This window comes from uncultured Streptomyces sp. (assembly GCF_947488945.1).
Taxonomy (GTDB): domain Bacteria; phylum Actinomycetota; class Actinomycetes; order Streptomycetales; family Streptomycetaceae; genus Streptomyces.
Genome location: NZ_CANLBS010000006.1, coordinates 90,100 through 114,606, shown reverse-complemented (window position 1 = coordinate 114,606; position 24,507 = coordinate 90,100). Strand labels below are relative to the sequence as shown.

Annotated in this window: 16 protein-coding genes; 5 read left to right on the top strand and 11 right to left on the bottom strand. The window is 73.4% G+C overall.

Features of this window, described 5'->3' with window-relative positions; genetic code table 11:
• Positions 1-174 precede the first annotated feature (174 nt).
• The 5 genes from Q0994_RS11390 to Q0994_RS11370 form a co-directional block, all read right to left on the bottom strand.
• Complete coding sequence (locus Q0994_RS11390; RefSeq protein ID WP_299532417.1) at positions 175-1,791, bottom strand: succinic semialdehyde dehydrogenase; 1,617 nt, start codon at positions 1,789-1,791, stop codon at positions 175-177.
• 164 nt (positions 1,792-1,955) lie between these two features.
• A complete protein-coding gene (locus Q0994_RS11385) occupies positions 1,956-3,731 on the bottom strand; it encodes a serine/threonine-protein kinase (RefSeq protein WP_299532416.1) in 1,776 nt (591 codons plus the stop codon).
• 123 nt (positions 3,732-3,854) lie between these two features.
• Positions 3,855-7,079 carry a protein kinase gene (locus tag Q0994_RS11380; RefSeq protein ID WP_299532414.1) on the bottom strand — a complete coding sequence of 1,075 codons (3,225 nt, stop codon included), beginning with the start codon at positions 7,077-7,079 and terminating at the stop codon, positions 3,855-3,857.
• Positions 7,080-7,401: 322 nt separating this feature from the next.
• Positions 7,402-9,429 carry a serine/threonine-protein kinase gene (locus tag Q0994_RS11375; protein WP_299532412.1) on the bottom strand — a complete coding sequence of 676 codons (2,028 nt, stop codon included), beginning with the start codon at positions 9,427-9,429 and terminating at the stop codon, positions 7,402-7,404.
• A 513-nt stretch (positions 9,430-9,942) separates the two neighbouring features.
• The gene (locus tag Q0994_RS11370; RefSeq protein WP_299532409.1) at positions 9,943-11,649 is read right to left on the bottom strand and encodes a glycerol-3-phosphate dehydrogenase/oxidase; all 1,707 of its coding nucleotides are present in this window, start codon (positions 11,647-11,649) and stop codon (positions 9,943-9,945) included.
• Positions 11,650-11,895: 246 nt separating this feature from the next.
• On the opposite strand from Q0994_RS11370, the gene Q0994_RS11365 reads away from it, so the two are divergent.
• Both Q0994_RS11365 and Q0994_RS11360 read left to right on the top strand, forming a co-directional pair.
• A complete protein-coding gene (locus Q0994_RS11365; RefSeq protein WP_299532406.1) occupies positions 11,896-13,158 on the top strand; it encodes a nucleotide sugar dehydrogenase in 1,263 nt (420 codons plus the stop codon).
• Between the two features lie 141 nt (positions 13,159-13,299).
• Positions 13,300-13,932 carry a hypothetical protein gene (locus Q0994_RS11360; protein WP_299532403.1) on the top strand — a complete coding sequence of 211 codons (633 nt, stop codon included), beginning with the start codon at positions 13,300-13,302 and terminating at the stop codon, positions 13,930-13,932.
• Positions 13,933-14,016: 84 nt separating this feature from the next.
• Here the strand turns inward: Q0994_RS11360 and Q0994_RS11355 are convergent, their stop codons facing one another.
• The 4 genes from Q0994_RS11355 to Q0994_RS11340 all read right to left on the bottom strand — a co-directional run bounded on the left by Q0994_RS11355 (position 14,017) and on the right by Q0994_RS11340 (position 18,500).
• Complete coding sequence (locus Q0994_RS11355; protein ID WP_299532400.1) at positions 14,017-15,141, bottom strand: GuaB3 family IMP dehydrogenase-related protein; 1,125 nt, start codon at positions 15,139-15,141, stop codon at positions 14,017-14,019.
• 107 nt (positions 15,142-15,248) lie between these two features.
• Positions 15,249-16,751 (bottom strand): IMP dehydrogenase, encoded by a 1,503-nt coding sequence (gene guaB, locus Q0994_RS11350; RefSeq protein WP_299532398.1) that lies wholly within the window; start codon positions 16,749-16,751, stop codon positions 15,249-15,251.
• A 274-nt stretch (positions 16,752-17,025) separates the two neighbouring features.
• Positions 17,026-17,601, bottom strand: coding sequence for a sigma-70 family RNA polymerase sigma factor (locus tag Q0994_RS11345; protein ID WP_299532395.1), 576 nt, complete (start codon positions 17,599-17,601; stop codon positions 17,026-17,028).
• 287 nt (positions 17,602-17,888) lie between these two features.
• Complete coding sequence (locus Q0994_RS11340) at positions 17,889-18,500, bottom strand: response regulator transcription factor (RefSeq protein ID WP_003948568.1); 612 nt, start codon at positions 18,498-18,500, stop codon at positions 17,889-17,891.
• 437 nt (positions 18,501-18,937) lie between these two features.
• Between Q0994_RS11340 and Q0994_RS11335 the strand changes: the two genes are divergently transcribed.
• Positions 18,938-19,273 carry a WhiB family transcriptional regulator gene (locus Q0994_RS11335; RefSeq protein ID WP_299532391.1) on the top strand — a complete coding sequence of 112 codons (336 nt, stop codon included), beginning with the start codon at positions 18,938-18,940 and terminating at the stop codon, positions 19,271-19,273.
• 168 nt (positions 19,274-19,441) lie between these two features.
• Here Q0994_RS11335 and Q0994_RS11330 read toward each other — a convergent pair whose 3' ends face one another.
• Positions 19,442-20,332: a LysR family transcriptional regulator gene (locus Q0994_RS11330; protein WP_299532389.1), complete on the bottom strand. Its 891-nt coding sequence runs from the start codon at positions 20,330-20,332 to the stop codon at positions 19,442-19,444.
• A 181-nt stretch (positions 20,333-20,513) separates the two neighbouring features.
• Between Q0994_RS11330 and Q0994_RS11325 the strand changes: the two genes are divergently transcribed.
• Complete coding sequence (locus tag Q0994_RS11325) at positions 20,514-21,287, top strand: SDR family oxidoreductase (protein WP_299532386.1); 774 nt, start codon at positions 20,514-20,516, stop codon at positions 21,285-21,287.
• A gap of 232 nt (positions 21,288-21,519) precedes the next feature.
• Positions 21,520-22,632, top strand: coding sequence for a substrate-binding domain-containing protein (locus tag Q0994_RS11320; protein ID WP_299533033.1), 1,113 nt, complete (start codon positions 21,520-21,522; stop codon positions 22,630-22,632).
• Positions 22,633-22,884: 252 nt separating this feature from the next.
• Here Q0994_RS11320 and groL read toward each other — a convergent pair whose 3' ends face one another.
• Entirely contained in the window at positions 22,885-24,507 is a 1,623-nt protein-coding gene (gene groL, locus Q0994_RS11315; RefSeq protein ID WP_299532383.1) for a chaperonin GroEL, read from the bottom strand.

Genomic DNA, 24,507 nt, shown 5'->3' with positions numbered 1-24,507 from the left:
TCCTCGTTGTGAACCTCGTCGTGAACAGGGCGGAAGGTGACGCGGGTGGAACGTGACGCGGGCGGAACGTGGCCGGCGCGGGCGGACGGTGGCGCGGGCGGAACACAAGGCGGCCAAGGGCCGGCCGACCGATGCGGAACGCCGGTGGGGCGGTACCCCGGTGGGGCGGACCGGTCAGCGCAGCCGGAACGCCTTCATCGCCTTGAGGCTGCGGCTCATGAACGCCGCGTACTTCTCGTCGTCCATGCCGAAGGCCGGGGCGAGCGGGATCAGCCGCTGCTGGGCCACGGTCTGGGCCTCGGTGTACTTGAGGATGCCCTCGGAACCGTGGCGGCGGCCGAGGCCGGACTCCTTCATGCCGCCCATCGGGGACTGCACGCTGCCGTAGGCGGGGGCGTACCCCTCGTTGATGTTGACGGTGCCGGTGCGCAGCCGGGCGGCGATCCGGTGGCCGCGCCCGGAGTCCTTGGTCCAGACGCTCGAATTGAGTCCGTACGGGGTGGCGTTGGCCAGGGCGACGGCCTCGTCCTCGTCGCTGAAGCGGTAGACGGACACGACCGGGCCGAAGGTCTCCTGCGTGCAGACCTCCATCGGCGCCTCGACGCCGTCCAGGATGGTCGGCTCGTAGAACAGCGGGCCGATGTCCGGGCGGGCGACCCCGCCGGCGACCAGGGTGGCGCCCTTCTCCACGGCCTCCGCCACGTGCCGGGCGACGGTCTCCAACTGGCGCTCGCCGACGAGCGATCCCATGTCCGCGCCGTAGGCCAGGGAGTTGCCGAGCCGCATCGCCCTGGTCCGGGCGGCGAACCGGTCGAGGAAGTCGTCGGCCACCGACTCGTGGACGTAGAGCCGCTCGATGGAGATGCACAGCTGCCCGGCGGAGGAGAAACAGGCGCGTACGGCGCCGGCCGCCGCCTTCTCGACGTCGGCGTCGGCCAGCACCAGCATGGCGTTCTTGCCGCCGAGCTCCAGCGAGACCCCGACCAGGCGGGCGGCGGCGCCCTGCGCGACCTCGCGGCCGGTGCGGGTGGAGCCGGTGAACGAGACGTAGTCGGCGTGCTTGACCACCTCCGGCCCGACGACCGGGCCCTCGCCCAGCACCACCTGGAACACCTCGGCGGGCAGGCCCGCCTCGATCAGCAGGTCACGGGCCCACAGCGCGGTCAGCGCCGTCTCGGTGTCGGGCTTCATGACGACCGCGTTGCCCGCCACGAAGGCGGGCAGCGCGTCGCCGACGGAGAGTTCGAGCGGGTAGTTCCACGGGGCGATCTGGCCGACTACACCGCGCGGCTGGCGCAGTTCGGTGACCTTGGTGAGCGTCGGCACCACGCCGGTGTGCCGCTTGGGCCGCAGATAGGCGGGGGCCTTGCGGCCGTAGTGGCGGGCGGCGACGGCGACCGCCTGCACCTCCTCGTGGGCGTGCAGGCGGGCCTTGCCGGTTTCGAGCTGGATGAGGTCGAGGACCTCGGACTGGCGCTGGAGCACGAGGTCGTGGAACCGCAGCAGGACGGCGGCCCTGGTCCGTACGGGCACATCGGCCCAGGCGGTCTGCGCGGCGCGCGCCCGCTCGAAGGCGGTCGCCACGTCCTCGGGGGTGGACTCGGGCAGGTCCGCGAGCTTCTCCCCGGTGAACGGGCTGTGGTTGGCGGTGCGGCCGGAGCCGACGACGCCGCGGACCAGCCGGGCGACCACCTCGGGGGTGACCACGTCGGCCGCCGTGCGGGCGCCCGCGGGGGCCGCCGCCACGGGGTTCGTACCTGCGGATGCCTGGGGTGCCTGCGAGACCGTCATGAGGGCGAGGGTAAGTCTCCCCGGCCCTCTTTGGGTACCCGCCGGTAACAGGTTTTCACACTCCCCACAAACCGGCCAGCGATCACTGGCGACATAACCCCTGATCAGCGGCTATCCAGCAGGTCATGGCGAGGTGGAGGGCGTGCGCGGGACCCGGTCCCGCGTCAGCCGGCGCTCTCGCCCGGGGCGCGCCAGCTCCGCAGCATCGTGTCGAACTGCCGGCGCATGCCGGACCAGTCCTCTTCGGGCCCGGTCATGTACAGCGCGTACTCGGGGCCGCCCGCCGCGCCGTAGTAGATCCGGTCGATCCCGTGGCGCGGGCCCGGGTGGTCCTTGGACTCCGTCCAGGTGAACTCCCACAGCGCGCCCGGCCGGTCGCGGAACGTGCGGGACTCCAGCGCGAGCCGCGTGTACGCGGGCAGCCGGGCGGACACGTCCTGCTCCATGCTCGTCACGTGCTGGAGCGGGCTGTCGAACTGGGGCGCGGGGTCGACGCTGATCCGGATGCGGTGGCCGCCCTCGTCCGGGGTGTAGTCGACCCAGTTCTCCGCGGGCCGGCGTTCCCACCCCTCCGGGACGAGCAGGCTGAACCCCTCGGGGTCGAGGACCCGCTGCCAGCCTTCCGGGACCTCCTCGCCGGCCGCGGCCGAGGTCCCGCCGTCGGTCGGGGCGGGCTCCTGCGCGGTCTGCGCGGACCGCCCGCCGTCCCCGGTGACCGGCGGGGAGGTCGCCGTGGACGCCGTGGAGCCGCGGCCGTCGCTCCGGCCGTCGTCGTCGCCTCCCAACTGCATCACCGCGAACCCGAGCGCTCCGCCCAGCACCAGCGCGGCGGCGCCCGCGGCCAGCGCGGTGCGCGACCGGGAGCCGGCCCGGCGGACCGTGGGGACGGACGAGCGTCCGGCGGGCGGACCGGACGGGGCGTAGCCGCGGGCCGGGGGCGGCGGACCGGCGGGCGGGCCCGCGACGGTGCCGGCGGGCGGCGGACCGGCGGGCCACGCCGTGGTGGAGCCTGGTGGCGGCTCGGGGACGGGCCAGGCGGTGGTGGCCACCCGCCGCTCGTCCCGCAGCACCTCGGTGGCCACGAAGACCTGGGCCGCGCGGGCCTCCCGGCCCTCCATGACGTCCCGCAGCATCCGCTCCGTCTCGGCCGCCGTCGGCCGGCCCGCCGGGTCCTTGCACAGCAGCGCGCGGATCACCGGCGCGAGCGGGCCGGACAGGGTCGGCGCGGACGGTTCCTCGGAGACGACGGCCTGCATGGTGGAGATCGGCGAGGTCCGCCGGAACGGCGAGTGCCCCTCCACGGCGGTGTAGAGGGTCGCGCCGAGCGACCAGAGGTCGGAGGCGGGGCCGGGGTCCGCGCCGCGCACCCGTTCCAGGGCGAGGTAGTCGACGGACCCGACCAGTTCACCGGTCCGGGTGATGGTGGAGTCACCCTCGATCGCGGCGATCCCGAAGTCCGTCAGCAGGACCCGCCCGTCGCGCGCCAGCAGCACGTTCCCGGGCTTGACGTCACGGTGCAGCACCCCTGCGGCGTGGGCCGCCATCAGCGCCCGCAGGACGTGCAGCCCGATCCTGGCGGCGTCGCGCGGCGAGGTCTCGCCGTTCTCCTTGACCGCGTCGGCGAGCGAGGGCCCGTCGACGTACTGCATGACGATCCAGGGGCGGTTGTCGTACTCCACGACGTCGTGGACGGTGACGACACCGGGGTGCGTGATGCGGGCGGCGGCGCGCGCCTCCTTCTGCGTGCGGGCGTGCAGCACCGCGCGGTCCGCCTCGGCGACGTACAGCCCGGCGGTCAGTTCCTTCACGGCGACCGTGCGGTGCAGCAGCTCGTCCTGCGCCCGCCAGACCTTGCCCATGCCGCCGCGCCCGAGCACCTCGCCCAGTCGGTAGCGCCCCGCGAGTACCAGCCCCGCGCCCGTCCCCTGTGCATGTTCCACGTGTCGTCCCCGCCCCGTTCTCGGACTGCCAGGTTACGGAGCCGACGCGGGGGCGCGGAACCTCGCAGCGCCCCCGAGACCGCACTGTGACGGTGGTGGGACGCCCCGCCCGTCCCGGATGTGTCAGGACGTCACACGGTAGGCGGAGATGGCCTGTTCGTAGATCTCCGTCACCTTGTCGCGCTCCGCGTCCGGTCCGGTGACCTGGATGACGTGGTAGCGGCCGTCCACGATCATCACGAGGTTCCGGGCGTACACCTCGCGGCCTTCGGCGTCCTGCCAGGTGTACTGGCCCTCGGCCATCGCCTGGGTGCCGACGTCTATCCGGCGCACCCCCATCGAGGTGGACCAGCCCGAGTCGCGGAACTGCTTCAGCTCCGGTTCCCTGTCGCGCTGGTACCCCAGCGGGTCGTCGCCGTTGGCCTCGACGGTGTCGCGGCCGGGCACCACCAGCACGCCGAACCCGTCGCTGCCGTAACGGATCTGCCGGTCCGCGTTGGCGGGGCTGCGCCGCCAGCCCTCGGGCACACCGATCCGGAAGCCCTCCGGGTCCTCGCGCAGCGTGTACCCGTCGGCGAGCGCGGGGGACGTGGCGGTCCGCGGCGGGGTGGAGGCCGACGCTTCGCCGGAGGCGCCCGGCGCGTCGCCGGCGGCGGAGTCGTCGCCCGCGCCCTCGGCGTCGTCCCGGTCGTCCCCCTGGCCGGGGAGCGCGGCGGAGCGGGTGGCGGGCGCCTGCGGGCCACCGCCGGTGCCCGGCTCCGACTTCGGCATGAAGGTGAAGGCGTAGACGATCGCACCGGCCATGGCCAGCAGGATGACCGTCAGCAGCAGCCGGCCGAGCCTGCGCGGCGGCTTGCCGCCCGGCCGGTCACGGGGCGGCTCCCGCAGCACCTTGGGTTCGCGCGGGGTGCGCGCGGGCTTGCGCGGGCGGACCTCGACGGGCTCGTGCTCCCGGAAGTCGGCCGCGGGCACCGGCCCGCGCCGGCCGCCGCCCCGGTGCTTGCCGTGCGCCGCGCCGCCGAACCGGCCGCGCCTGCGGCGCACCAGCTCACCGCGCCGGCGGACGACCGGCAGCCGGGTCGCGTCCACGGACGGCAGCGGCACCACGTCCGCGCCCGCCTCCGGCTCCGGGGCGGAGCGCACCAGGGAGCGGAGCCAGCCGCGCAGCTCCTCGAAGTCGGGCCGCTCGGTCGGGTCCTGACGCAGCAGGGACTCCACCACCGGGCGCAGCGCCCCGCACTCCTCGGCGAAGGCCGGCGGTTCGCCGCAGACCATCTGGACCAGCTCGGCGGCGTTCTCCTCGGGGTAGGGGGCATGGCCCTGTACGGCGCGGTACAGCAGGGCGCCCAGCGCCCAGAGGTCGGTGACGGGGCTGATCGGAGGGGCCAGCCGCCAGTTCTCGTGGACCGGGCCGGCCTGCTCGGGGGCCCAGCGCTCGGTGACCGCGCCGACCACGGCGATCCGGGCCTGGCGCGCGCGTTCCGCGGCGAGCGGCGTGGCCGGACCGCGGTAGACGGGCCCGTCCCCGGTGCGGCCCGCCGCCACGACCTCGTCCCAGCCGCCGGCACCGGGCCGCCCGGCGGGCGGCTGCGGGCGGGCGGCGGGCAGGGCGGCCCGCCGCGAGTCGGCACGCAGGGCGTCCTCGCCGGAACCGCCCGCAGGGACCGGCCGCCCGGCGCCGGGACCGTCGCCCCAGGTGCCCGCGAGGTGCACGGTACGGCCGGGGCCTTCACCGCCGGGGCCCTCGTCGTCATCGTCATCGTCGTCGTCGTCGTACGCGTACGCGTCGCCGTACACGCCCGGATACGGGTGGGCGGCCCGGCCCCAGCCCGGTGCGAGCGGGGGCAGTCCGGCGGCGGGACGCTGGACGGGAAGCACGCCGGTGTCGTCGTCAGGGTCGCCGGCCCGGTCGTCGGCCCGGTCGTCGGCCCAGTTGTCGGCGGCCTCGCGGGCGTCGCCTCCGGCGGAACCGGGCCGGGCGTCGGAACCGGGCCGGGCGTCGGGGCCGGGCCGGGCGTCGGAACCGGGCCGGGCGTCGGGGCCGGAGGGACGTCGTCCGGCCGCAGGCGGCTCGGTGGTACCCGCGTGCCCGGCGCGCTGCTCCTCGGCGGTCCGGGCGTCCTCGGAGACCCGGGCGGCGGCGGCCATGGCCCCGGCCCGGTAGGCCGCTATGGCTCCGGCGCGGGCGGCCCGCAGCTGGGCGGGCGTACCGGCGCCCGGCGCGGCGGGCGGCGGGCCGGAGGGGCGCGGCACGGCGGGGCCGGCCGGCTCGACGGGGCCCGAGGGCCGGGGAACGAGCTCCCCGCCGGGTTCGCGGGGCGGCGACCCGTGGGGGGCGCGCGGGGATTCCTGCGGGGCGTGGGGAGCGCGCGGCGCGTCCGCCCCCGGCTTCCCGTAGGGGTCGGGCCGAACGGCCGGGCTCAGCCCCGAGCCGGGCCGCGGCCCCCCGTAGGGCGCCCGCTCCGGCCCGTCGTCACCGGTTTCCCGGCCCCCGTCCCCGTACCCCTCGTCCCCGTACGTCCCGCGCTCGTAGGACCCGTCGGCGTAGCCCCGGTCCTCGCCGGTCGGGTCCTCGTGGTACCGGCCCTCGTAGGCCCCGTCCGCGTACGCTCCCGTCATCCCGCCCTCGCGGAGGGCCGGGGCGGCGTGGCCGCCGGCTCCGTCGCGGGCCGGCTCGATGGCGGGGCGGCCGTAGGCGGCACCGGCCGTCATGTCGTCGCCGAATCCCTCGGCCCCGTCCACGTCGTCGAGGTCCGGCCGGGGAACGGTGACATAGCCGCAGAGGGCTTCCTCGGCGGCCCCGACGGCGAGGCCGGTCAGCATGACCCGGCCGTCGTCGCAGATGAGCACCGTCCGCACGGTGATGTTGCGGTGGGTCCACCCGTGCGCGTGCAGCACGCGCAGGGCGGTGAGCACGTCGGACCCGATCTCGGCGGCGCGGTACGGGTTGAGGGGGCGCTCCGCGAGCAGCGCCGCCAGCGGGCGCGCCGCGACCAGCTCGCTCACGATCCACAGCGACCCCGCCTCGGCGAACACGTCGAAGACCTGGTCCAGCCGCGGGTGGTCCGGCACCTGGGCGGCGGCCTGCGCCGCCTCGATGGCACGGCGGACCGCCGGGTCCGTGGGCCTGCGGACGGCCCGCCCCGCTGCCCGCCGGGCGGACGCCGCGCGCCCGTCCCCGTCGACCACCTCGGCGTCGACCACCTCGGGCAGCGGGACCTGACGGACCAGCACTTCCTGTCCGCTGTAGGTGTCGAAGGCCCGCGTCTCGACCAGCTCGTACGCGTCCGAAGGCGGCAGCGGAAGGCGGTAGCGGTCGGCGAGCACCCGACCCGCATAGTCGTCCACGACGCCTCCCCAGAGCGTACGGTCCCCGGTCACGAGTCCCGGTGACCCGTCGATCACGTTCCCGGTCGGCACCCTCCCGACCCGTGACTCCGGCTGCGCACGGTCCTCGGCCTCTTACGATACGTGGCCGGGGCTCCGGGCGCGCCGGGTCGCCCCAACCCGCCTGCCCGGAGGGCCGCCTTCCACACACACGGACGGCGCGAAGTGGCCGTCCGCACGGCCGACGCCCCGTCAGTCACCGTGCGACGGGGGCGGATCGGACCGCCGGCCGGAAGCCAGGCTTCCGGCCGGCCCGCCCGGCCCGCCCCTCCCCGGTCGTCCGCTAGTCGGCAGGCCGGAACGTGGCGAACGCCGTCTCGCGCAGCGTGCGGCACTCGTCGCCGTCCCACTCGCTGTCCTTGCAGGTCACCATGATCGAGTAGCCGTGTGTGGCGTCCACTTTGAAGCCGCGGTTGAGCACCCGCACCCGCTCGCCGTTCTGGTTGCGGCGGAACTCCCAGTCCGCGACCGTCGGGTAGCCGTTGTACGAGACCTTCTTGACGCCGATGTGCTGGTACCCGTTGCTGGCCGCCCGCGTCCCGGCGACGGCGGCCGTCCACGCGGCGGCGGCGTCGTCCTTCGGCGAGGAGTTGTAGTCGATCTGGACGCGGGGGAAGGCGCCTTCCCGGGTGTTGTAGATCCCGCCGGAGTTGCTGCCGGCTATGCCGGTGCGCGAGAAGCCCGAGGGCATCGCCATGGTGAAGTGGAACCGGTCGTCCGCGACGCCGGTGTAACCGGCGGGCAGGGTGTCGGCCGGCTCCTTCTCCTCCTTCTCGGACGGGGAGGGCGACGGCGAGGCCGAGGCGTCGGTGCTCGGCGAAACGGAGGCGTCGGCCTTGCCGTCGCCCTGGCCCTGCGTCTGCTCGCCGCCCTTGCCCGAGGCGTCGTCGCCGGGGTTCGCCCCTGCCGAGGCCGACGCGCCGGCCGCGGACCCGCCGCCGCCCTTCGGGTCGTCGTCTCCGAGGGTGAGGGCGAGCACGGTGCCGAGCACGGCGAGCACGATCACCCCGGCGATGATCGCCAGGGTCCGGCGCGGCACCACGTCGGTGAGCGAGGCACGGTTGGCCGGCCCCGAAGGGCCGGGACGCTGCGACGGCACCGAGGCCGAAGCGGCGGCGGGCTTCCCGGCGGCGCTCCCGCCGGTCGCCGCGGTCGCCCCGGTCGCTCCCGCGCCCGGACGGGCCGACGCCCGGCTGCCGGCCGGTGTGCCGGCCGCACCGGTGGTGGCGCCCGAGCCGCCCGAGGGTGCGTCGGCGGCAGCGGCGGAACCCGCGGCGCTCACGCCTCCCGCCGCGACGGCCTTGGCGCCGCGCGCGGAGCGCAGCGCCCCGCGCAGCCGGTCCCGGGCGCTGTCGCCGGAGTCGGCGGTGCCGGTGACGGCGCTCCCGGACGGGGCGCCCGGGTCGGCAGGCAGGGCCATGACCCGGGTGGCGTCGGCAGGAGGGCGGACCGGTTCGTCGGGGGCGTCGACGATGGCCTTGAGCAGGGCGCGAGCCCCGGCGTCGTCGAGGCGGCGCTCGGGGTCGCGCTCCAGCAGGCCGTAGATGACGTCCTTGAGCGGTCCGGCGTTCTTCGGCGGGTCGAGCGGCTCGGTCATCACCGCCGTCAGGGTCGCGATGGCGGACCCCTTGTCGTACGGAGGGGTGCCTTCGACGCTCGCGTACAGCAGTCCGCCGAGCGACCAGAGGTCGGCGGGCGGGCCCGGCTTGTGACCGCGCGCCCGCTCCGGCGAGATGTACGAGGGGGCGCCGACGAGCATGCCGGTGGAGGTGACCGACGGGTCGCCCTCGACCTGGGCGATGCCGAAGTCGGTGAGCACCACGCGTCCGTCGTCGGAGATCAGGACGTTCGACGGCTTCACGTCGCGGTGCAGGATGCCTTCGCGGTGCGCCGAGCGGAGCACGTCCAGGATGGCGAGACCGACCTCGGCCGCGCGCCTGGGCTCCAGGGTGCCGTCCTCACGGATCACCTCGGCCAGCGACTTGCCCTCGACGAGCTCCATCACGATCCACGGCCGGTCGTCCTCGTCGACCACGTCGTAGACGGTCACGGCGCTGGTGTTGCGGATACGGGCGATCGCCTTGGCCTCGCGCAGGGTGCGCGTGATCAGCCTGCGCTTCTCGTCGTCGTCGATGGCGGACGGGAAACGGAGTTCCTTGACCGCCACCGTGCGGCCCAGGGTCTCGTCGGCGGCCCGCCAGACGGTCCCCATGCCCCCGCGTCCCAGCACGTCACCGAGCCGGTACCGCCCCGCGAGAAGACGTCCTTCCTTGTCCCGTTGGGGCTCTTTCGCCTGCTCCGCCTCCGACATGAGTCCCCTCTGCGTTCAACCCGCCCTGGCAGAGCTGTCATTGTCCCTCACCCCGGGACCACTCGTGGTCCCGGGTCCGGGCTCCGCCCTCATACGGCCGGGGAAGGACCCCGCCGCTCCGACTGTGCGCGCGCCGTTCGCCGCAGTGCCCGTGCCGGCACTGCTCGGTCTTCTGGATTTCCGAGCCTGCCCTGCCAACCGTTTCTCACGCCCACCGGGTACCGCCTGTCCCGGTTCGTCCCCAGGCAGCCCTTGGCCGGCCGGCGGCGCGGGCCCGGAGCGGCGCCCGTCGGCCGCCGCCGGTGGACCGGCCCGCTCCGCGGGCGCGTACGCCGGTGCGGGGCGCGGAATCAGACGGAACGACAGGTCCCGTGCCGGCCCGGAACGCGCCCGCACGGCGGGCCGGGGACTAGGCCGGGACACCGGGCACGGAGCCCCGGCCCTCCTGATCCGCCGACAGGCCCCGACCCGGCACCGGGGTTTCACCGGGCGGTCCCGGGTCCCGCCCGCCCGTCAGACCGGGGCGATGTCCGGGGCGCCGAGCCGGGCGGCGTCGGCCGTCAGGTCGTCGGGCTGGCGCTGCGACTCCCGCTCGGCCTCCACCCGCTTCTCGTAGTGCTCGACCTCCCGGTCGATCCGGTCCTGGCCCCAGCCCAGCACCGGGGCCATCAGCTCGGCGCAGAGCCGGGCGCTCAGGGTGCCGCGGTCGAACGTCTCGATGGAGATCCGGGTGCGCCGGGTGAGGACGTCGTCCAGGTGCCGGGCGCCCTCGTGCGAGGCGGCGTAGACGATCTCGGCCCGCAGGTAGTCGTCGGCGGCCGGCAGCGGCTCGCCGAGCGAGGGATCCTTCTCGATCAGCGCCAGCACGTCCTCGGCCATCGAACCGAAGCGGTTGAGCAGGTGCTCCACCCGGACCACGTGGATGCCGGTGCGGGCCGCGATCCTGGCGCGGGCGTTCCACAGGGCGTGGTACCCCTCGGCGCCGAGCAGCGGGACGTCCTCGGTGACGCACTCCGCGACCCGCTGGTCGAGCCCGTGCACCGCCTCGTCCACCGCGTCCTTCGCCATGACCCGGTAGGTCGTGTACTTGCCGCCCGCGACGACCACCAGTCCGGGCACCGGGTGGGCCACGGTGTGCTCGCGCGACAGCTTGCTGGTGGCGTCCGACTCGCCGGCCAGCAGCGGGCGCAGCCCGGCGTACACCCCCTCCACGTCGTCCCTGGTCAAAGGGGTGGAGAGCACGGTGTTCACGTGCTCCAGCAGGTAGTCGATGTCGGCGCTGGAGGCGGCCGGGTGCGCCTTGTCGAGATCCCAGTCGGTGTCGGTGGTGCCGACGATCCAGTGCCGTCCCCACGGGATCACGAAGAGGACGGACTTCTCGGTGCGCAGGATGAGGCCGGTGGAGGAATGGATCCGGTCCTTCGGCACGACGAGGTGGATGCCCTTGGAGGCGCGGACGTGGAACTGCCCGCGCTCGGCGATCAGCGCCTGGGTGTCGTCGGTCCATACGCCGGTGGCGTTGACGACCTGCTTGGCCCGGATCTCGTACCGCCCGCCGGCCTCGACGTCCTCCACCACCGCTCCGACGACCCGTTCGCCCTCCCGGAGGAAGCCGCTCACCCGGGCGCCGTTGGCGACGTGCGCGCCGTACGAAGCGGCGGTGCGGACCAGGGTCGTGACGTACCGGGCGTCGTCCATCTGCGCGTCGTAGTACTGGAGGGCGCCGACCAGCGCGTCCTTGCGGAGCGCGGGGGCCACCCGCAGTGCGCGGCGGCGGGAGAGGTGCCGGTGCACCGGCAGACCGCGGCCGTGTCCGGAGGAGAAGGACATCGCGTCGTAGAGCGCCACGCCCGACCCGGCGTAGAGGCGTTCCCAGCCCTTGTGCTGGAGGGGATAGAGGAAGGGCACCGGCTTGACCAGGTGGGGCGCCAGCCGCTCCAGCAGCAGGCCGCGCTCCTTGAGCGCCTCCCGCACGAGGGCGAAGTCGAGCATCTCCAGATAGCGCAGGCCCCCGTGGATGAGCTTGCTCGACCGGCTGGACGTGCCGGAGGCCCAGTCCCGGGCCTCGACCAGCCCGGTGGAGAGCCCGCGCGTCACCGCGTCCAGCGCGGTCCCGGCGCCGACGACCCCCGCGCCGACGACGAGCACGTCGAGTTCCCGCTCGGCCAGGGCGGCGAGCGCCTCGGCGCGCTCGGCCGGTCCCAGTGTCGCTGTCCTCACTGCTGCCTCCCGGTGGATCGGGGTGGTCGGACACGGTGGAGCCGCCCGGCCGGGCGGTCGGGCACCGTGTTCACGCATCGATTCTGTCCGGGGTCCGCGACTTCAGCCATGCCTGTCCACAACACCCGGACGACGAGCTGATGCGAATACGACATACAGGTCATATTTACGCCTAGTCTGACATTGCACGATCTCCTGCGCTCGCGCTCTCGACCCCCTGGTCCTCTGGGAAGGACGGCACTCGACATGCCCGCAGACCTCGCCGTCATCGGACTCGGTCACCTCGGCCTGCCTCTCGCCCAGGCGGCCGTCGCCGCCGGCATCGACACCGTCGGTTACGACACCGACCCCCGCCCCCACGCCGAGCTGACGGCGGGCCGCACCCCCGTCGAAGGCTCGCTCACCGCACCCGAGGTGCGCCGGATGCTGTCCGGCGGCTTCCGGCCGCTGACCGACCCCGCCGAACTGGGACGGGTCCGCACCGCCGTGATCTGCGCCCCCACCCCGCTCGGCCCGGACCGCACCCTGGACCTCACCGCCGTCGGCGACGCCGCCCGCGCGCTGGCGCCCCGGCTGCGCCCGCACACCACCGTGCTGCTCGAATCGGCGGTGCACCCCGGCACCACCGAGACGTTCCTGCGCCCGCTGCTCGAAGAGGGCTCCGGACTCCGGGCCGGACGCGACTTCCACCTCGCCTACTCCCCCGGCCGCCTCGACCCGGGCAACCGCACCCACGTCTACGCCAACACCCCCAAGGTCATCGGCGGCCTCACCCCCGCCTGCACCGAGTCCGCCGCAGCCTTCTACGGCCGGCTCACGGACAAGGTGGTGCGGGCCCGCGGCCCCCGCGAGGCGGAGATGACGAAGGTGCTGGAGACCAACTTCCGGCACGTGAACATCGCCCTGGTCAACGAGATGGCGGTGCTCTGCCACGACCTCGGCGTCGACCTCTGGGACGTCATCCGGTGCGCCGAGACCAAGCCCTTCGGCTTCCAGCCCTTCCGCCCCGGTCCCGGCGTCGGCGGCCACGCCACCCCCATGGACCCGGGCTACCTCCCGTACAACAGCCGCACCCCCGGTCACCCGCTGCGCATGGTCTCGCTGGCCCAGGAGATCAACGACCGGATGCCGAGCTACGTGATCCAGCGGTGCGCGACCCTGCTCAACGAGCACGGCAAGTCGGTGCGCGGAGCGCGGGTGCTGCTGCTCGGCGTCACCTACAAGCCGGACAGCGCCGACCAGGAGGCCGCCCCCGCCCGCGAGATCGCCACCCGGCTGATGGACATGGGCGCGCAGATCGGCTACCACGACCCGCACGTGATGGACTGGCGGGTACGGGAGGTTCCGGTACCGCGCGCCGACTCGCTCTACGAGGCGGCGGCAGCCGCCGACCTGACCCTGCTCCTCCAGCACCACCGCACCTACGACCTGCAAGGGCTCGCGGTGAAGGCGCAGTTGCTGCTCGACACCCGCGGTGCCACCCCCGCGGGCGCGGCGCACCGGCTCTGAGGGACCCGGCCTCCCCGCGCACCGACCGGCGCTCCGGGCCGCGGACCACCCCGGATTACGGGTGGGGCTTGTCGGGACGGGCTGCTAGCCTGCGGCGTCACTCGCACATCCGTGCGCACCGTTCCCAGGGGGGAATCCCGTATGAGCCAGCCCGTGCCGCCGCCGAACCAGCCTCAGCCCATGGACGGCAACCCGTACGCGGCCGCGCAGCCGGGTCCGGCCGCGCCGTCCTCCGGCAACCCGTTCGCCGGCGCACCGCAGACGCAGCCCGGCGGCGCGCCCTACGCCCCGCACCCCGGCGCCCAGGGCGGCAACCCCTTCGCGGACGGGCAGGCCCCGTACGGCGGCGCGCCGTTCGCCCCGGCCCCGGCGGCCCGCAACAACGTCGGCCTCGGCATCCTGGCGGCCTTCGGCGCCGCCGTGCTCGCCGCGATCCTCTACGGCGTCATCGCCGGCTCCATCGAGCGCGAGGTCGGCTATGCCGCCGTCGCGGTCGGCTTCGTCATCGGCTTCGCCGCGAGCAAGGTCGGCGGCAGCAACCCGGGGATCATCGCCGCCTCCGCGGTCTTCGCTCTGGGATCGGTCTACCTCGGCCAGCTGATAGCCATCGCGATGATCATGGCGGACCTGACGGGCGCCGGCTTCTCCGAGGTCTTCTTCGACCACTTCGACTCCGTCACGGCCCTCTGGAAGGAGAACGCCGACTTCATGGGCGTCGTCTTCCTGATCCTCGGCCCGGTCGCCGCGATCGGCGGCGCCAAGCGGGCGTCCTGACCCGCGTACCGACACGGGAGGGCCCGGACCGACGCGCGTCGGTCCGGGCCCTCCCGTGTCGTGCACCGGCGGACCGGCGCGGGATCAGCGGCTGTGCTGCGAGTCCGCCACCGTCACCTCGACGCGCTGGAACTCCTTGAGGTCGCTGTAGCCGGTGGTGGCCATCGCGCGGCGCAGGGCGCCGAAGATGTTCATCGAGCCGTCGGGGGTGTGCGAGGGGCCGGTGAGGACCTCCTCGGTAGTGCCGACGGAACCGAGGTCCACCAGCTTGCCGCGCGGCACGTCCTCGTGGACCGCCTCCATGCCCCAGTGGCGTCCCCGGCCGGGGGCGTCGGTGGCGCGGGCCAGCGGCGAGCCCATCATGACGGCGTCGGCGCCGCAGGCGATGGCCTTCGGCAGGTCGCCGGACCAGCCGACCCCGCCGTCCGCGATGACGTGCACGTACCGGCCGCCGGACTCGTCCATGTAGTCACGGCGGGCCCCGGCGACGTCCGCGACGGCGGTCGCCATCGGCACCTGGATGCCGAAGACGTTGCGGGTGGTGTGCGCGGCGCCGCCGCCGAAACCGACCAGGACGCCGGCCGCGCCGGTGCGCATCAGGTGCAGGGCGGCGGTGTAGGTGGCGCAGCCGCCGACGATGACCGGCACGTCCAGCTCGTAGATGAACTGCTTCAGGTTGAGCGGCTCGGCCGCGCCGGAGACGTGCTCGGCGGAGACCGTCGTGCCCCGGATGACGAAGATGTCGACGCCTGCGTCGACGACCGCCTTGGAGAACTGGGCGGTGCGCTGCGGGGAGAGCGCGGCGGCGGTGACGACGCCGGAGTCGCGCACCTCCTTGATGCGCCGGCCGATCAGCTCCTCCTGGATGGGGGCGGAGTAGATCTCCTGGAGGCGGCGGGTCGCGCTCTCGACCGGCATCTCGGCGATCTCGTCCAGCAACGGCTGCGGGTCCTCGTGGCGGGTCCAGAGACCTTCGAGGTTGAGCACGCCCAGCCCGCCCAGCTCGCCGATGCGGATGGCGTGCTGCGGGGAGACCACGGAGTCCATGGGAGCGGCCAGGAACGGCAGCTCGAAACGGTAGGCGTCGATCTGCCAGGCGATCGAGACCTCCTTCGGGTCACGGGTGCGGCGGCTCGGGACGACGGCGATGTCGTCGAATGCGTAAGCCCGGCGGCCGCGCTTGCCGCGCCCGATCTCGATCTCAGTCACGATGTGTGGCCTTTCCCTCTACGTCTGCGCTGACCAGTATCCCCGACACACGCGTGAGGGGCGGCCCCGGGAACCCCGGTCCGCCCCTCACCCGCCTCGCGCGGGCCTTACTTCCTGCTGTAGTTCGGCGCCTCGACCGTCATCTGGATGTCGTGCGGGTGGCTCTCCTTGAGCCCCGCCGACGTGATCCGGACGAACCGGCCGTTCGCCTGGAGCTCGGGCACCGTGCGTCCGCCGACGTAGAACATCGACTGGCGCAGGCCGCCGGTGAGCTGGTGGACGACCGCGGACAGCGGGCCGCGGTAGGGCACCTGGCCTTCGATGCCCTCGGGGACCAGCTTCTCGTCGGAGGCGACGCCCTCCTGGAAGTAGCGGTCCTTGGAGAACGACTTGCGGTCGCCGCGGGTCTGCATCGCGGCGAGCGAACCCATGCCGCGGTACGACTTGAACTGCTTGCCGTTGATGAACAGCAGCTCCCCCGGGGACTCCTCGCAGCCGGCGAGCAGAGAGCCGAGCATCACCGTGTCGGCGCCGGCGACCAGCGCCTTGGCGATGTCGCCGGAGTACTGGAGGCCGCCGTCGCCGATGACCGGGACGCCGGCCGCCTTGGCCGCCAGCGAGGCCTCGTAGATCGCGGTGACCTGCGGGACGCCGATGCCGGCGACGACCCGGGTGGTGCAGATGGAACCGGGGCCGACGCCTACCTTGATGCCGTCGACGCCCGCGTCGATCAGCGCCTGGGCGCCGTCGCGGGTGGCGATGTTGCCGCCGATGACGTCGACCGAGGAGTTCGACTTGATCTTGGCGACCATGTCGCCGACCAGCCGGGAGTGACCGTGCGCGGTGTCGACGACGATGAAGTCGACGCCCGCCTCGATCAGCGCCTGGGCACGCTCGTACGCGTCGCCGGCGACGCCCACGGCGGCGCCCACCAGCAGGCGGCCCTCGGCGTCCTTGGCCGCGTTCGGGTACTTCTCCGCCTTGACGAAGTCCTTGACGGTGATGAGGCCCTTGAGGAGGCCGGCGTCGTCGACCAGCGGAAGCTTCTCGATCTTGTGGCGGCGCAGCAGCTCCATGGCGTCGACACCGGAGATGCCGACCTTGCCGGTGACGAGCGGCATCGGCGTCATGACCTCGCGGACCTGGCGCGAGCGGTCGGGCTCGAACGCCATGTCGCGGTTGGTGACGATGCCGAGCAGCTTGCCCGCCGCGTCGGTGACCGGGACGCCGCTGATGCGGAACTTGGCGCACAGCTCGTTGGCCTCGCTGAGCGTGGCGTCGGGGTGCACCGTGATCGGGTCGGTGACCATGCCCGACTCGGAGCGCTTGACCAGGTCGACCTGGTTGGCCTGGTCGGCGATCGAGAGGTTGCGGTGCAGCACGCCCACGCCGCCCTGACGGGCCATGGCGATCGCCATGCGGGACTCGGTGACCTTGTCCATCGCGGCGGACAGCAGCGGGATGTTGACCCGGACGTTCCGCGAGACGAGTGAAGAGGTATCGATCTGATCGGGCGTCATGTCGGACGCGCCGGGCAGCAGCAGCACGTCGTCGTATGTCAGCCCGAGCGTCGCGAATTTCTCGGGCACTCCGTCGACGTTTGCAGTCATGACACCTTCCCCATATGGCCTTGATCGGTGCGGATGTCCATGCTAACGGGCTCCGGGGGTGTCAAATTCCACGAGCAAGATCACCAAGGAGTTCTGTAGTTTCCTACGGGACCTCCGGCGGGTGCCCGGGGCCTTCGGCGGGGTGCCGCGCCCCCCGGTCCCGTTGCGGGACAAGGGCCGGCGCGGGTGGCGGGCGGCGCACTGTCGGTTGCGTCACGGGCACGGCACGGCGGCCGTGCCCGAACTGCCCGCGGGTGCGGCCGCCGCCGCGGTGTCACTGCTCGGCGAGGGCCCGCAGTCTGCTGAGCGCGCGGTGCTGGGCGACGCGGACCGCGCCCGGGGACATGCCGAGCATCTGCCCGGTCTCCTCGGCGGTGAGTCCCACCGCGACCCGCAGCACCAGCAGTTCGCGCTGGTTCTCCGGCAGGTTGGCCAGGAGTTTCTTGGCCCAGGCGGCGTCGCTGCTGAGCAGCGCGCGTTCCTCCGGGCCGAGAGAGTCGTCGGGGCGCTCGGGCATCTCGTCGGCCGGGAAGGCGGTCGATCCGGGGTGCCGCATCGCGGCGCGCTGCAGGTCGGCGACCTTGTGACCGGCGATGGCGAAGACGAACGCCTCGAAGGGGCGGCCGGTGTCCTTGTAGCGCGGCAGCGCCATGAGCACGGCCACGCAGACCTCCTGCGCGAGGTCCTCCACGAAGTGCCGGGCGTCGCCGGGCAGCCGGTTCAGCCGCGACCGGCAGTAGCGGAGGGCGAGCGGGTGCACGTGGGCCAGCAGGTCGTGCGTGGCCTGCGCGTCCCCGTCGACGGCACGGTGCACCAGTGCACCGATCACCGTCGTCTCGTCCTCGCGCATCGGACCATGGTGCCCTGCCGCCGACCGGTCCGCGTCATCGCGTCCCGAGTTGTGCACCGAAGCGTTATGAGCGGGTGCGCCGGATGTCATCCCCTGCGCCCTCCCCTTCCGCTGGTCCGAATCGTTCCCGAGGAACTCCACAGCTCAAGGATGCGTCATCGGCCGGGAAGCGTGACGCGTCACGGCCCCGGCCGGTCCGCGGACGGGCCGGCCCGTCCGTCCGGCGTCCGTGTCCCCGCCCGTCGGACGGGCGGGGATCTTCGCGGACAGCACGGACGGGCCCACCCTCAGCGCACCAGGCCCCAGCGGAAGCCGAGGGCCACCGCGTGGGCGCGGTCGGACGCGCCGAGCTTCTTGAACAGTCGTCGTGCGTGGGTCTTGACCGTGTCCTCCGAGAGGAAGAGCTCGCGCCCGATCTCCGCGTTGGAACGGCCGTGGCTCATGCCTTCGAGCACCTGGATCTCCCGCGCGGTGAGCGTGGGGGCGGCGCCCATCTCGGCGGACCGCAGCCGGCGCGGCGCGAGCCGCCAGGTCGGGTCGGCCAGCGCCTGGGTCACGGTCGCCCGCAGTTCCGCGCGCGAGGCGTCCTTGTGCAGATATCCGCGGGCCCCGGCGGCCACCGCGAGCGCGACGCCGTCCAGGTCCTCGGCGACGGTCAGCATGATGATCCGCGCCCCGGGGTCGGCGGAGAGCAGCCGCCGGACCGTCTCCACACCCCCCAGACCGGGCATGCGTACGTCCATCAGAATCAGATCCGAACGGTCGGCCCCCCAGCGGCGGAGGACTTCCTCGCCGTTGGCCGCCGTCGTCACACGCTCGACGCCGGGCACGGTGGCAACCGCGCGGCGCAGCGCTTCTCGGGCAAGCGGGGAGTCGTCGCAGACGAGGACGGATGTCATGACCGTCCTCCGCAGCTGATGCGCGTCACCTTGAGCCTCCAGGCTGATACAAGTCGTCACCTGTGCGGTCGACCCCCTCGGACGTCTGCCCGAGTTCGCTCACCGTCAACCGCCTCCGCACTCTCAACGATGGTCACTCGAAAGAGTTACGGCTTGGACCGTCGGGTTCGGCACTCTACGTGAAGGGGTGCATACGGAGCAGAGCGGCGCGGATCCTTCACTCCTCAACCGAAACTTCACCTGATGGCGTGCCCCATTTAGCGCTTTTTCTTCCCTTTTGAGGGTGTCTGTGACTAGATTCGCAATCAGTCATATTTACATCTACTAACACCGTAGATGTACGGTCGTGACGTCAGTCACCCGGAAACGGTCGCCGCCCGGTCGACCACGGCCGACGGCCGCCGCTCCGGCTCAGAACGGTTTCGAGGGGACAAGCAATGGCAGATTTCTCCCGCCTTCCCGGACCCAACGCGGACCTGTGGGACTGGCAGCTGCTCGCCGCCTGCCGCGGGGTCGACAGTTCCCTGTTCTTCCACCCGGAGGGAGAGCGAGGCGCCGCCCGGAGCGCACGCGAGACCTCGGCGAAAGAGGTGTGCATGCGCTGCCCCGTACGGGCCGAGTGCGCGGCACACGCCCTCGCGGTACGCGAGCCCTACGGCGTATGGGGCGGCCTGACCGAGGACGAGCGCGAAGAACTCATGGGCAGGGCCCGTAACCGGCTGATCGGCGCCGCGCCCGCGGCCGGGCCCGAGCAGGGATCCGCGCACGACTGACCGTCGCGACGCGCCCGGTACCGCAGAAACGTTTCCTCAAACCCGTCCCCCTCCGGATGCACGCGTTCGGCCCGCCTCCGCGCACTCCGCGCCCGCGGCGGCCGGGGCCGTACCGCCGTGCCGTCCGGCCCCCCGCGCACGCCCGGATCCGCCGCAGCGGGCGGGAGCCTAGCGGGACGCGGCGAGCGCGAGCTGGTCGAGGGTGGCGGCCACGGCGGGGACCCGCGCGAGGTCCGGCAGGGTCAGCGCGACGATCTCGCGTTCGATGGCCGGCTCCACCGCGACGGTCCTGGCCCCCTTGACGCGTACGGAGTCAATGGCCAGCTCGGGCAGCACGGCGACACCCAGCCCGGCTCCCACCAGTCCGACCACGGCCGGATAGTCGTCGGTCGCGAAGTCGATACGGGGGGTGAAGCCGGAGTCCTCGCAGACCTCGACCAACTGGCGACGGCAGCGGGGACAACCCGCGATCCACGACTCCTCGGCGAGTTCCGCCATTTCCACGGTCCCGGCACCGGCGAACCGGTGTCCCTCCGGGACGAGCCCGATCAGCCGGTCCGTGAGCAGCGGGCGGACCACCAGGTCGTCCCACTCCTCGCCGCCCGCCCCGTAGCGGAAGGCGAGCGTGATGTCGCAGTCGCCGTCCCGGAGCATCTGCACGGAGCGCGGCGGCTCGGCCTCGACGAGGGAGACCCGGGTGCCGGGGTGCTCGGCACGCAGCGCGGCCAGCGCGCCGGGGACCAGCGAGGAGCTGCCGCTCGGGAACGACGCCAGCCGGACCCGGCCGGCGCGCAGCCCGGCGATCGCGGCGATCTCCTCCTCGGCGGCGGTGAGCCCGGCCAGAATGCCGGACGCGTGGCGCACCAGCGCCTCACCGGCCTGGGTCAGCCGCATCTCCCGGCCGGTGCGGATCAGCAGGGCCGTCCCCGCGGACGCCTCCAGCGCCTTCATCTGCTGGCTGACCGCGGGCTGGGTGCAGCCGAGGTCGCGGGCGGCGGCGGAGAAGGAACCGGTGGTGGCCACGGCGCGCAGGACTCGGAGATGGCGGGCTTCGATCACCTCTCCACCATAAGTGAACCTTCTATGAATGGAATGTGATGCTCGTCCTGCTTTGAGCGGGGCGGGCCCCCGTCGGCCGGCGGGGACGGTCGGCGGCGGAACGGTGAAGAAGGAAAGGCGGTACGGGGCGGGCGGCGACCGGGGGCGGGAAGGGGATCGTGCGGGCGCTAACGTGCCGCGCATGACGACTGCACTCATTACCGGCTCGACCGCGGGCATCGGCGCCGCCTTCGCGCGGCGGCTCGCGGGCCGGGGGCACAACCTGGTGCTGGTGGCGCGCGACACCGAGCGCCTGCGGAGCCAGGCCACCGAACTGCACGACCGGCACGGCATCGAGGCGGAGGTCCTGACGGCCGACCTCTCCTCGGACGCGGGCATCGCGGCGGTCGAGAAGCGGCTGGCCGATCCGCACCACCCGGTGGAACTGCTGGTCAACAACGCGGGTTTCGGCAACAAGGGCCGCTATCTGGAGGTCCCGCTCGCCGACGAGCTGACGATGCTGAAGGTGCACTGCGAGGCGGTGCTGCGGCTGACCTCGGCGGCCGCCGGGCCCATGCGCGAGCGGGGGCGGGGCGGGATCGTCAACGTCGCCTCGGTGGCGGCGTTCGTGCCCCGCGGCACGTACGGGGCGTCGAAGGCCTGGGTCGTGCAGTTCACCCAGGGCGCGGCGAAGGACCTGAGCGGGTCGGGGGTGCGGCTGATGGCGCTCTGCCCCGGCTTCGTGCGGACCGAGTTCCACGAGCGGGCCGGCATGGGCACCGGGAACATCCCCGGCTGGATGTGGCTGGACGCGGACAAACTGGTGACCTCGGCGCTGGACGATCTGGCGCGCGGGAAGACGGTGTCGGTGCCGGACGCCCGGTACAAGGCCCTGATGGGGCTGGTGAAGCTGGCGCCGCGCGGGCTGCTCGGCGAGGCCACCGCCCGCACCGGGCGCAGCTACGGCCCGAACTGATCCGTCCGCGTGCGGCCGGGCCCCGCCCGGTGCTCCCCCGTCCTCCCGGCGAGGACGGGAGAGCGCGATCCGGAAGGGGATTGATCGAACCCGGAACCGGATCGTTTGAATGATCGAGACTGCCGTCGATCGATCAAACTGGACTACGCTCTCACCGTGGCCGGGCGGCGACTCCGACGGACCGGACGGGCAAACGCCCACCGACGCCACCTACGACGAGGGGACCGCAGCCGTGCGCGAGACTGCCGCCGAACGCCATGACCGACTGTTGGCGCTGGTCAGGGAGCGCGGGTCGGCCCGCGTCTCGGAGCTGGCGACGCTGCTGGGGGTCTCCCCCGTCACGGTCCGCCGGGACGTGGAGGAGCTGGCGGGCCGGGATCTGCTGGACCGGGTGCACGGCTCCGTCTCCTGGCCGCGGAACGGGACGGAGCCCGCGGCGGCCCCCACGGCGGCGGCCGGCCCCGGCGGCGGCCCCGTGCTCGGCATGCTCGCGCCGTCCGCCACCTACTACTTCGCCGACGTGATCCGGGGCGCCCACGAGGCGGCGGCGCGGGCCGGTGCCCGGCTCGTCCTGCGGGTGTCGGACTACCGTCCCGAGGAGGACCAGGCCCGCGCCGAGGGACTGCTCGGGGCCGGGGTGGAGGGCCTGCTGCTGGCTCCCGGCTGGACCCGGGCGGACGACCCCGCCGCCTACGGCGACTGGATCACCTCGATGCCGGTGCCGACGGTGCTTCTGGAGCGCCGACCGCCCGACGGCTCTCCGCTCGGCGGTCTGGACCGGGTGTGCTCGGACCACGCGCACGGCGTGCTGCTGGCCGTCCGCCACCTGGTCGCCCTCGGTCACGGGGCGCCGCTGCTGATGGCGCGCGCGGACTCCCCCACGGCGCTCGCCGTGCGGTCGGGGTACGCGTCGGCGCTCGGCTTCATGGGGATGCGTCCGCCGCAGGACGTCATCGAGTCGGTGCCGGGCCAGCTGTCGCCCGAGGGGTTCGAGAAGTCCGTGCAGGAGCTGCGCGCGGCGGTCGCCTCGGGGACGGCGGCCTCGGCACTGATCCACAACGACATGGACGCCATACAGGTGGTGCAGCGCCTCGCGGAACTGGGCGTCCGGGTCCCCCAGGACCTGGCGCTGATCGCGTACGACGACGAGGTGGCGGCGCTCGCGGACATTCCGCTGACGGCCGTCGCCCCGCCCAAGCGGGAAGTGGGCCGGCGGGCCACCGAGCTGCTGGTGGAACGGCTGGGCCGGGGACCGGGCGGCGCGGACGCGGACGGGCCTCGGCGCCATCTGAGCCTGCTGCCCCAGCTCCGGATCCGCTCGTCCTGCGGCGGCCGGGAGGCGTGACCACGGCCGGAAACGGCATAGTGGTCGGATCTATTCATCGATCGATCTATCGACCACGCGGTTGCCGCGACTCCCTGCCGGCGTTCCTGCCGCGTCATCACTGGTGGGGGCCGGAATCCGGCCGGTGCGAGCACGCCGACCGGGTCCCCGGCCGTCTGCGGCGGCCGGAAAAGCACCGAGGTCCGGTGCACCCGCGACGGGTGCACCGGACCTCTTCGCCTTACGGGCCCTCAGGCCGCGTACGGGGTGCGACTAGTGGGAGTGACCGTGGCCGTGACCGGCGTCGGCCTCTTCCTCGGCCGGCTTCTCGACGACCAGGGTCTCGGTCGTGAGCAGCAGCGACGCGATGGACGCGGCGTTCTCCAGGGCGGAGCGGGTGACCTTGACCGGGTCGATGACGCCGGCCTTGATCAGGTCGCCGTACTCGCCGGTGGCGGCGTTGAAGCCCTGGCCCTTGTCGAGCTCGGCGACCTTGGAGGTGATGACGTAACCCTCGAGGCCGGCGTTCTCGGCGATCCAGCGCAGCGGCTCGACGGCGGCGCGGCGGACGACCGCGACACCCGTGGCCTCGTCGCCGGTCTTGCCGAGGTTGCCCTCCAGGACCTTGACGGCGTGGACGAGCGAAGAGCCACCACCGGAGACGATGCCCTCCTCGACCGCGGCGCGGGTCGCGGAGATGGCGTCCTCCAGACGGTGCTTCTTCTCCTTGAGCTCCACCTCGGTGGCCGCACCGACGCGGATCACGCAGACACCGCCGGCCAGCTTCGCGAGGCGCTCCTGCAGCTTCTCGCGGTCCCAGTCGGAGTCCGTGTTCTCGATCTCGGCCTTGATCTGGTTGACGCGGCCCTTGACGTCACCGGCGTCGCCGCCGCCGTCGACGATGGTCGTGTCGTCCTTCGAGACGGTCACGCGGCGCGCGGTGCCCAGCACGTCGAGACCGGCCTGGTCGAGCTTGAGGCCGACCTCCTCGGCGATGACGGTCGCACCCGTGAGGGTGGCGATGTCGCCGAGCATGGCCTTGCGGCGGTCACCGAAGCCGGGGGCCTTCACCGCGACGGCGTTGAAGGTGCCACGGATCTTGTTGACGACGAGGGTGGAGAGCGCCTCGCCCTCGACGTCCTCGGCGATGATCAGCAGCGGCTTGGAGCCACCGCCCTGGATGACCTTCTCCAGGAGCGGGAGCAGCTCCTGGATCGAGCCGATCTTGCCCTGGTGGATCAGGATGTACGGGTCGTCGAGGACGGCCTCCATACGCTCCTGGTCGGTCACCATGTACGGGGACAGGTAGCCCTTGTCGAAGGCCATGCCCTCGGTGAACTCCAGGTCCAGGCCGAAGGTGTTGGACTCCTCGACGGTGATGACACCGTCCTTGCCGACCTTGTCCATCGCGTCCGCGATGAGCTCGCCGACCTGGGTGTCCTGCGCGGAGAGCGCGGCCACGGCGGCGATGTCGGACTTGTCGTCGATCGGACGGGCGGTCGCGAGGAGCTCCTCGGACACGGCCTTGACCGCGGCGTCGATGCCCTTCTTCAGGGCGGCCGGGGAAGCGCCCGCGGCGACGTTGCGCAGACCCTCGCGGACGAGCGCCTGGGCCAGCACGGTGGCGGTCGTGGTGCCGTCACCGGCCACGTCGTTGGTCTTGGTCGCCACCTCCTTCACCAGCTGGGCACCGAGGTTCTCGTACGGGTCGTCGAGCTCGACCTCGCGCGCGATGGTGACACCGTCGTTGGTGATGGTGGGCGCGCCGAACTTCTTGTCGATGACGACGTTGCGGCCCTTGGGGCCGATCGTCACCTTCACCGTGTCGGCAAGCTTGTTGACGCCGCGCTCAAGGGCGCGACGGGCGTCCTCGTCGAACTTCAGAATCTTCGCCAT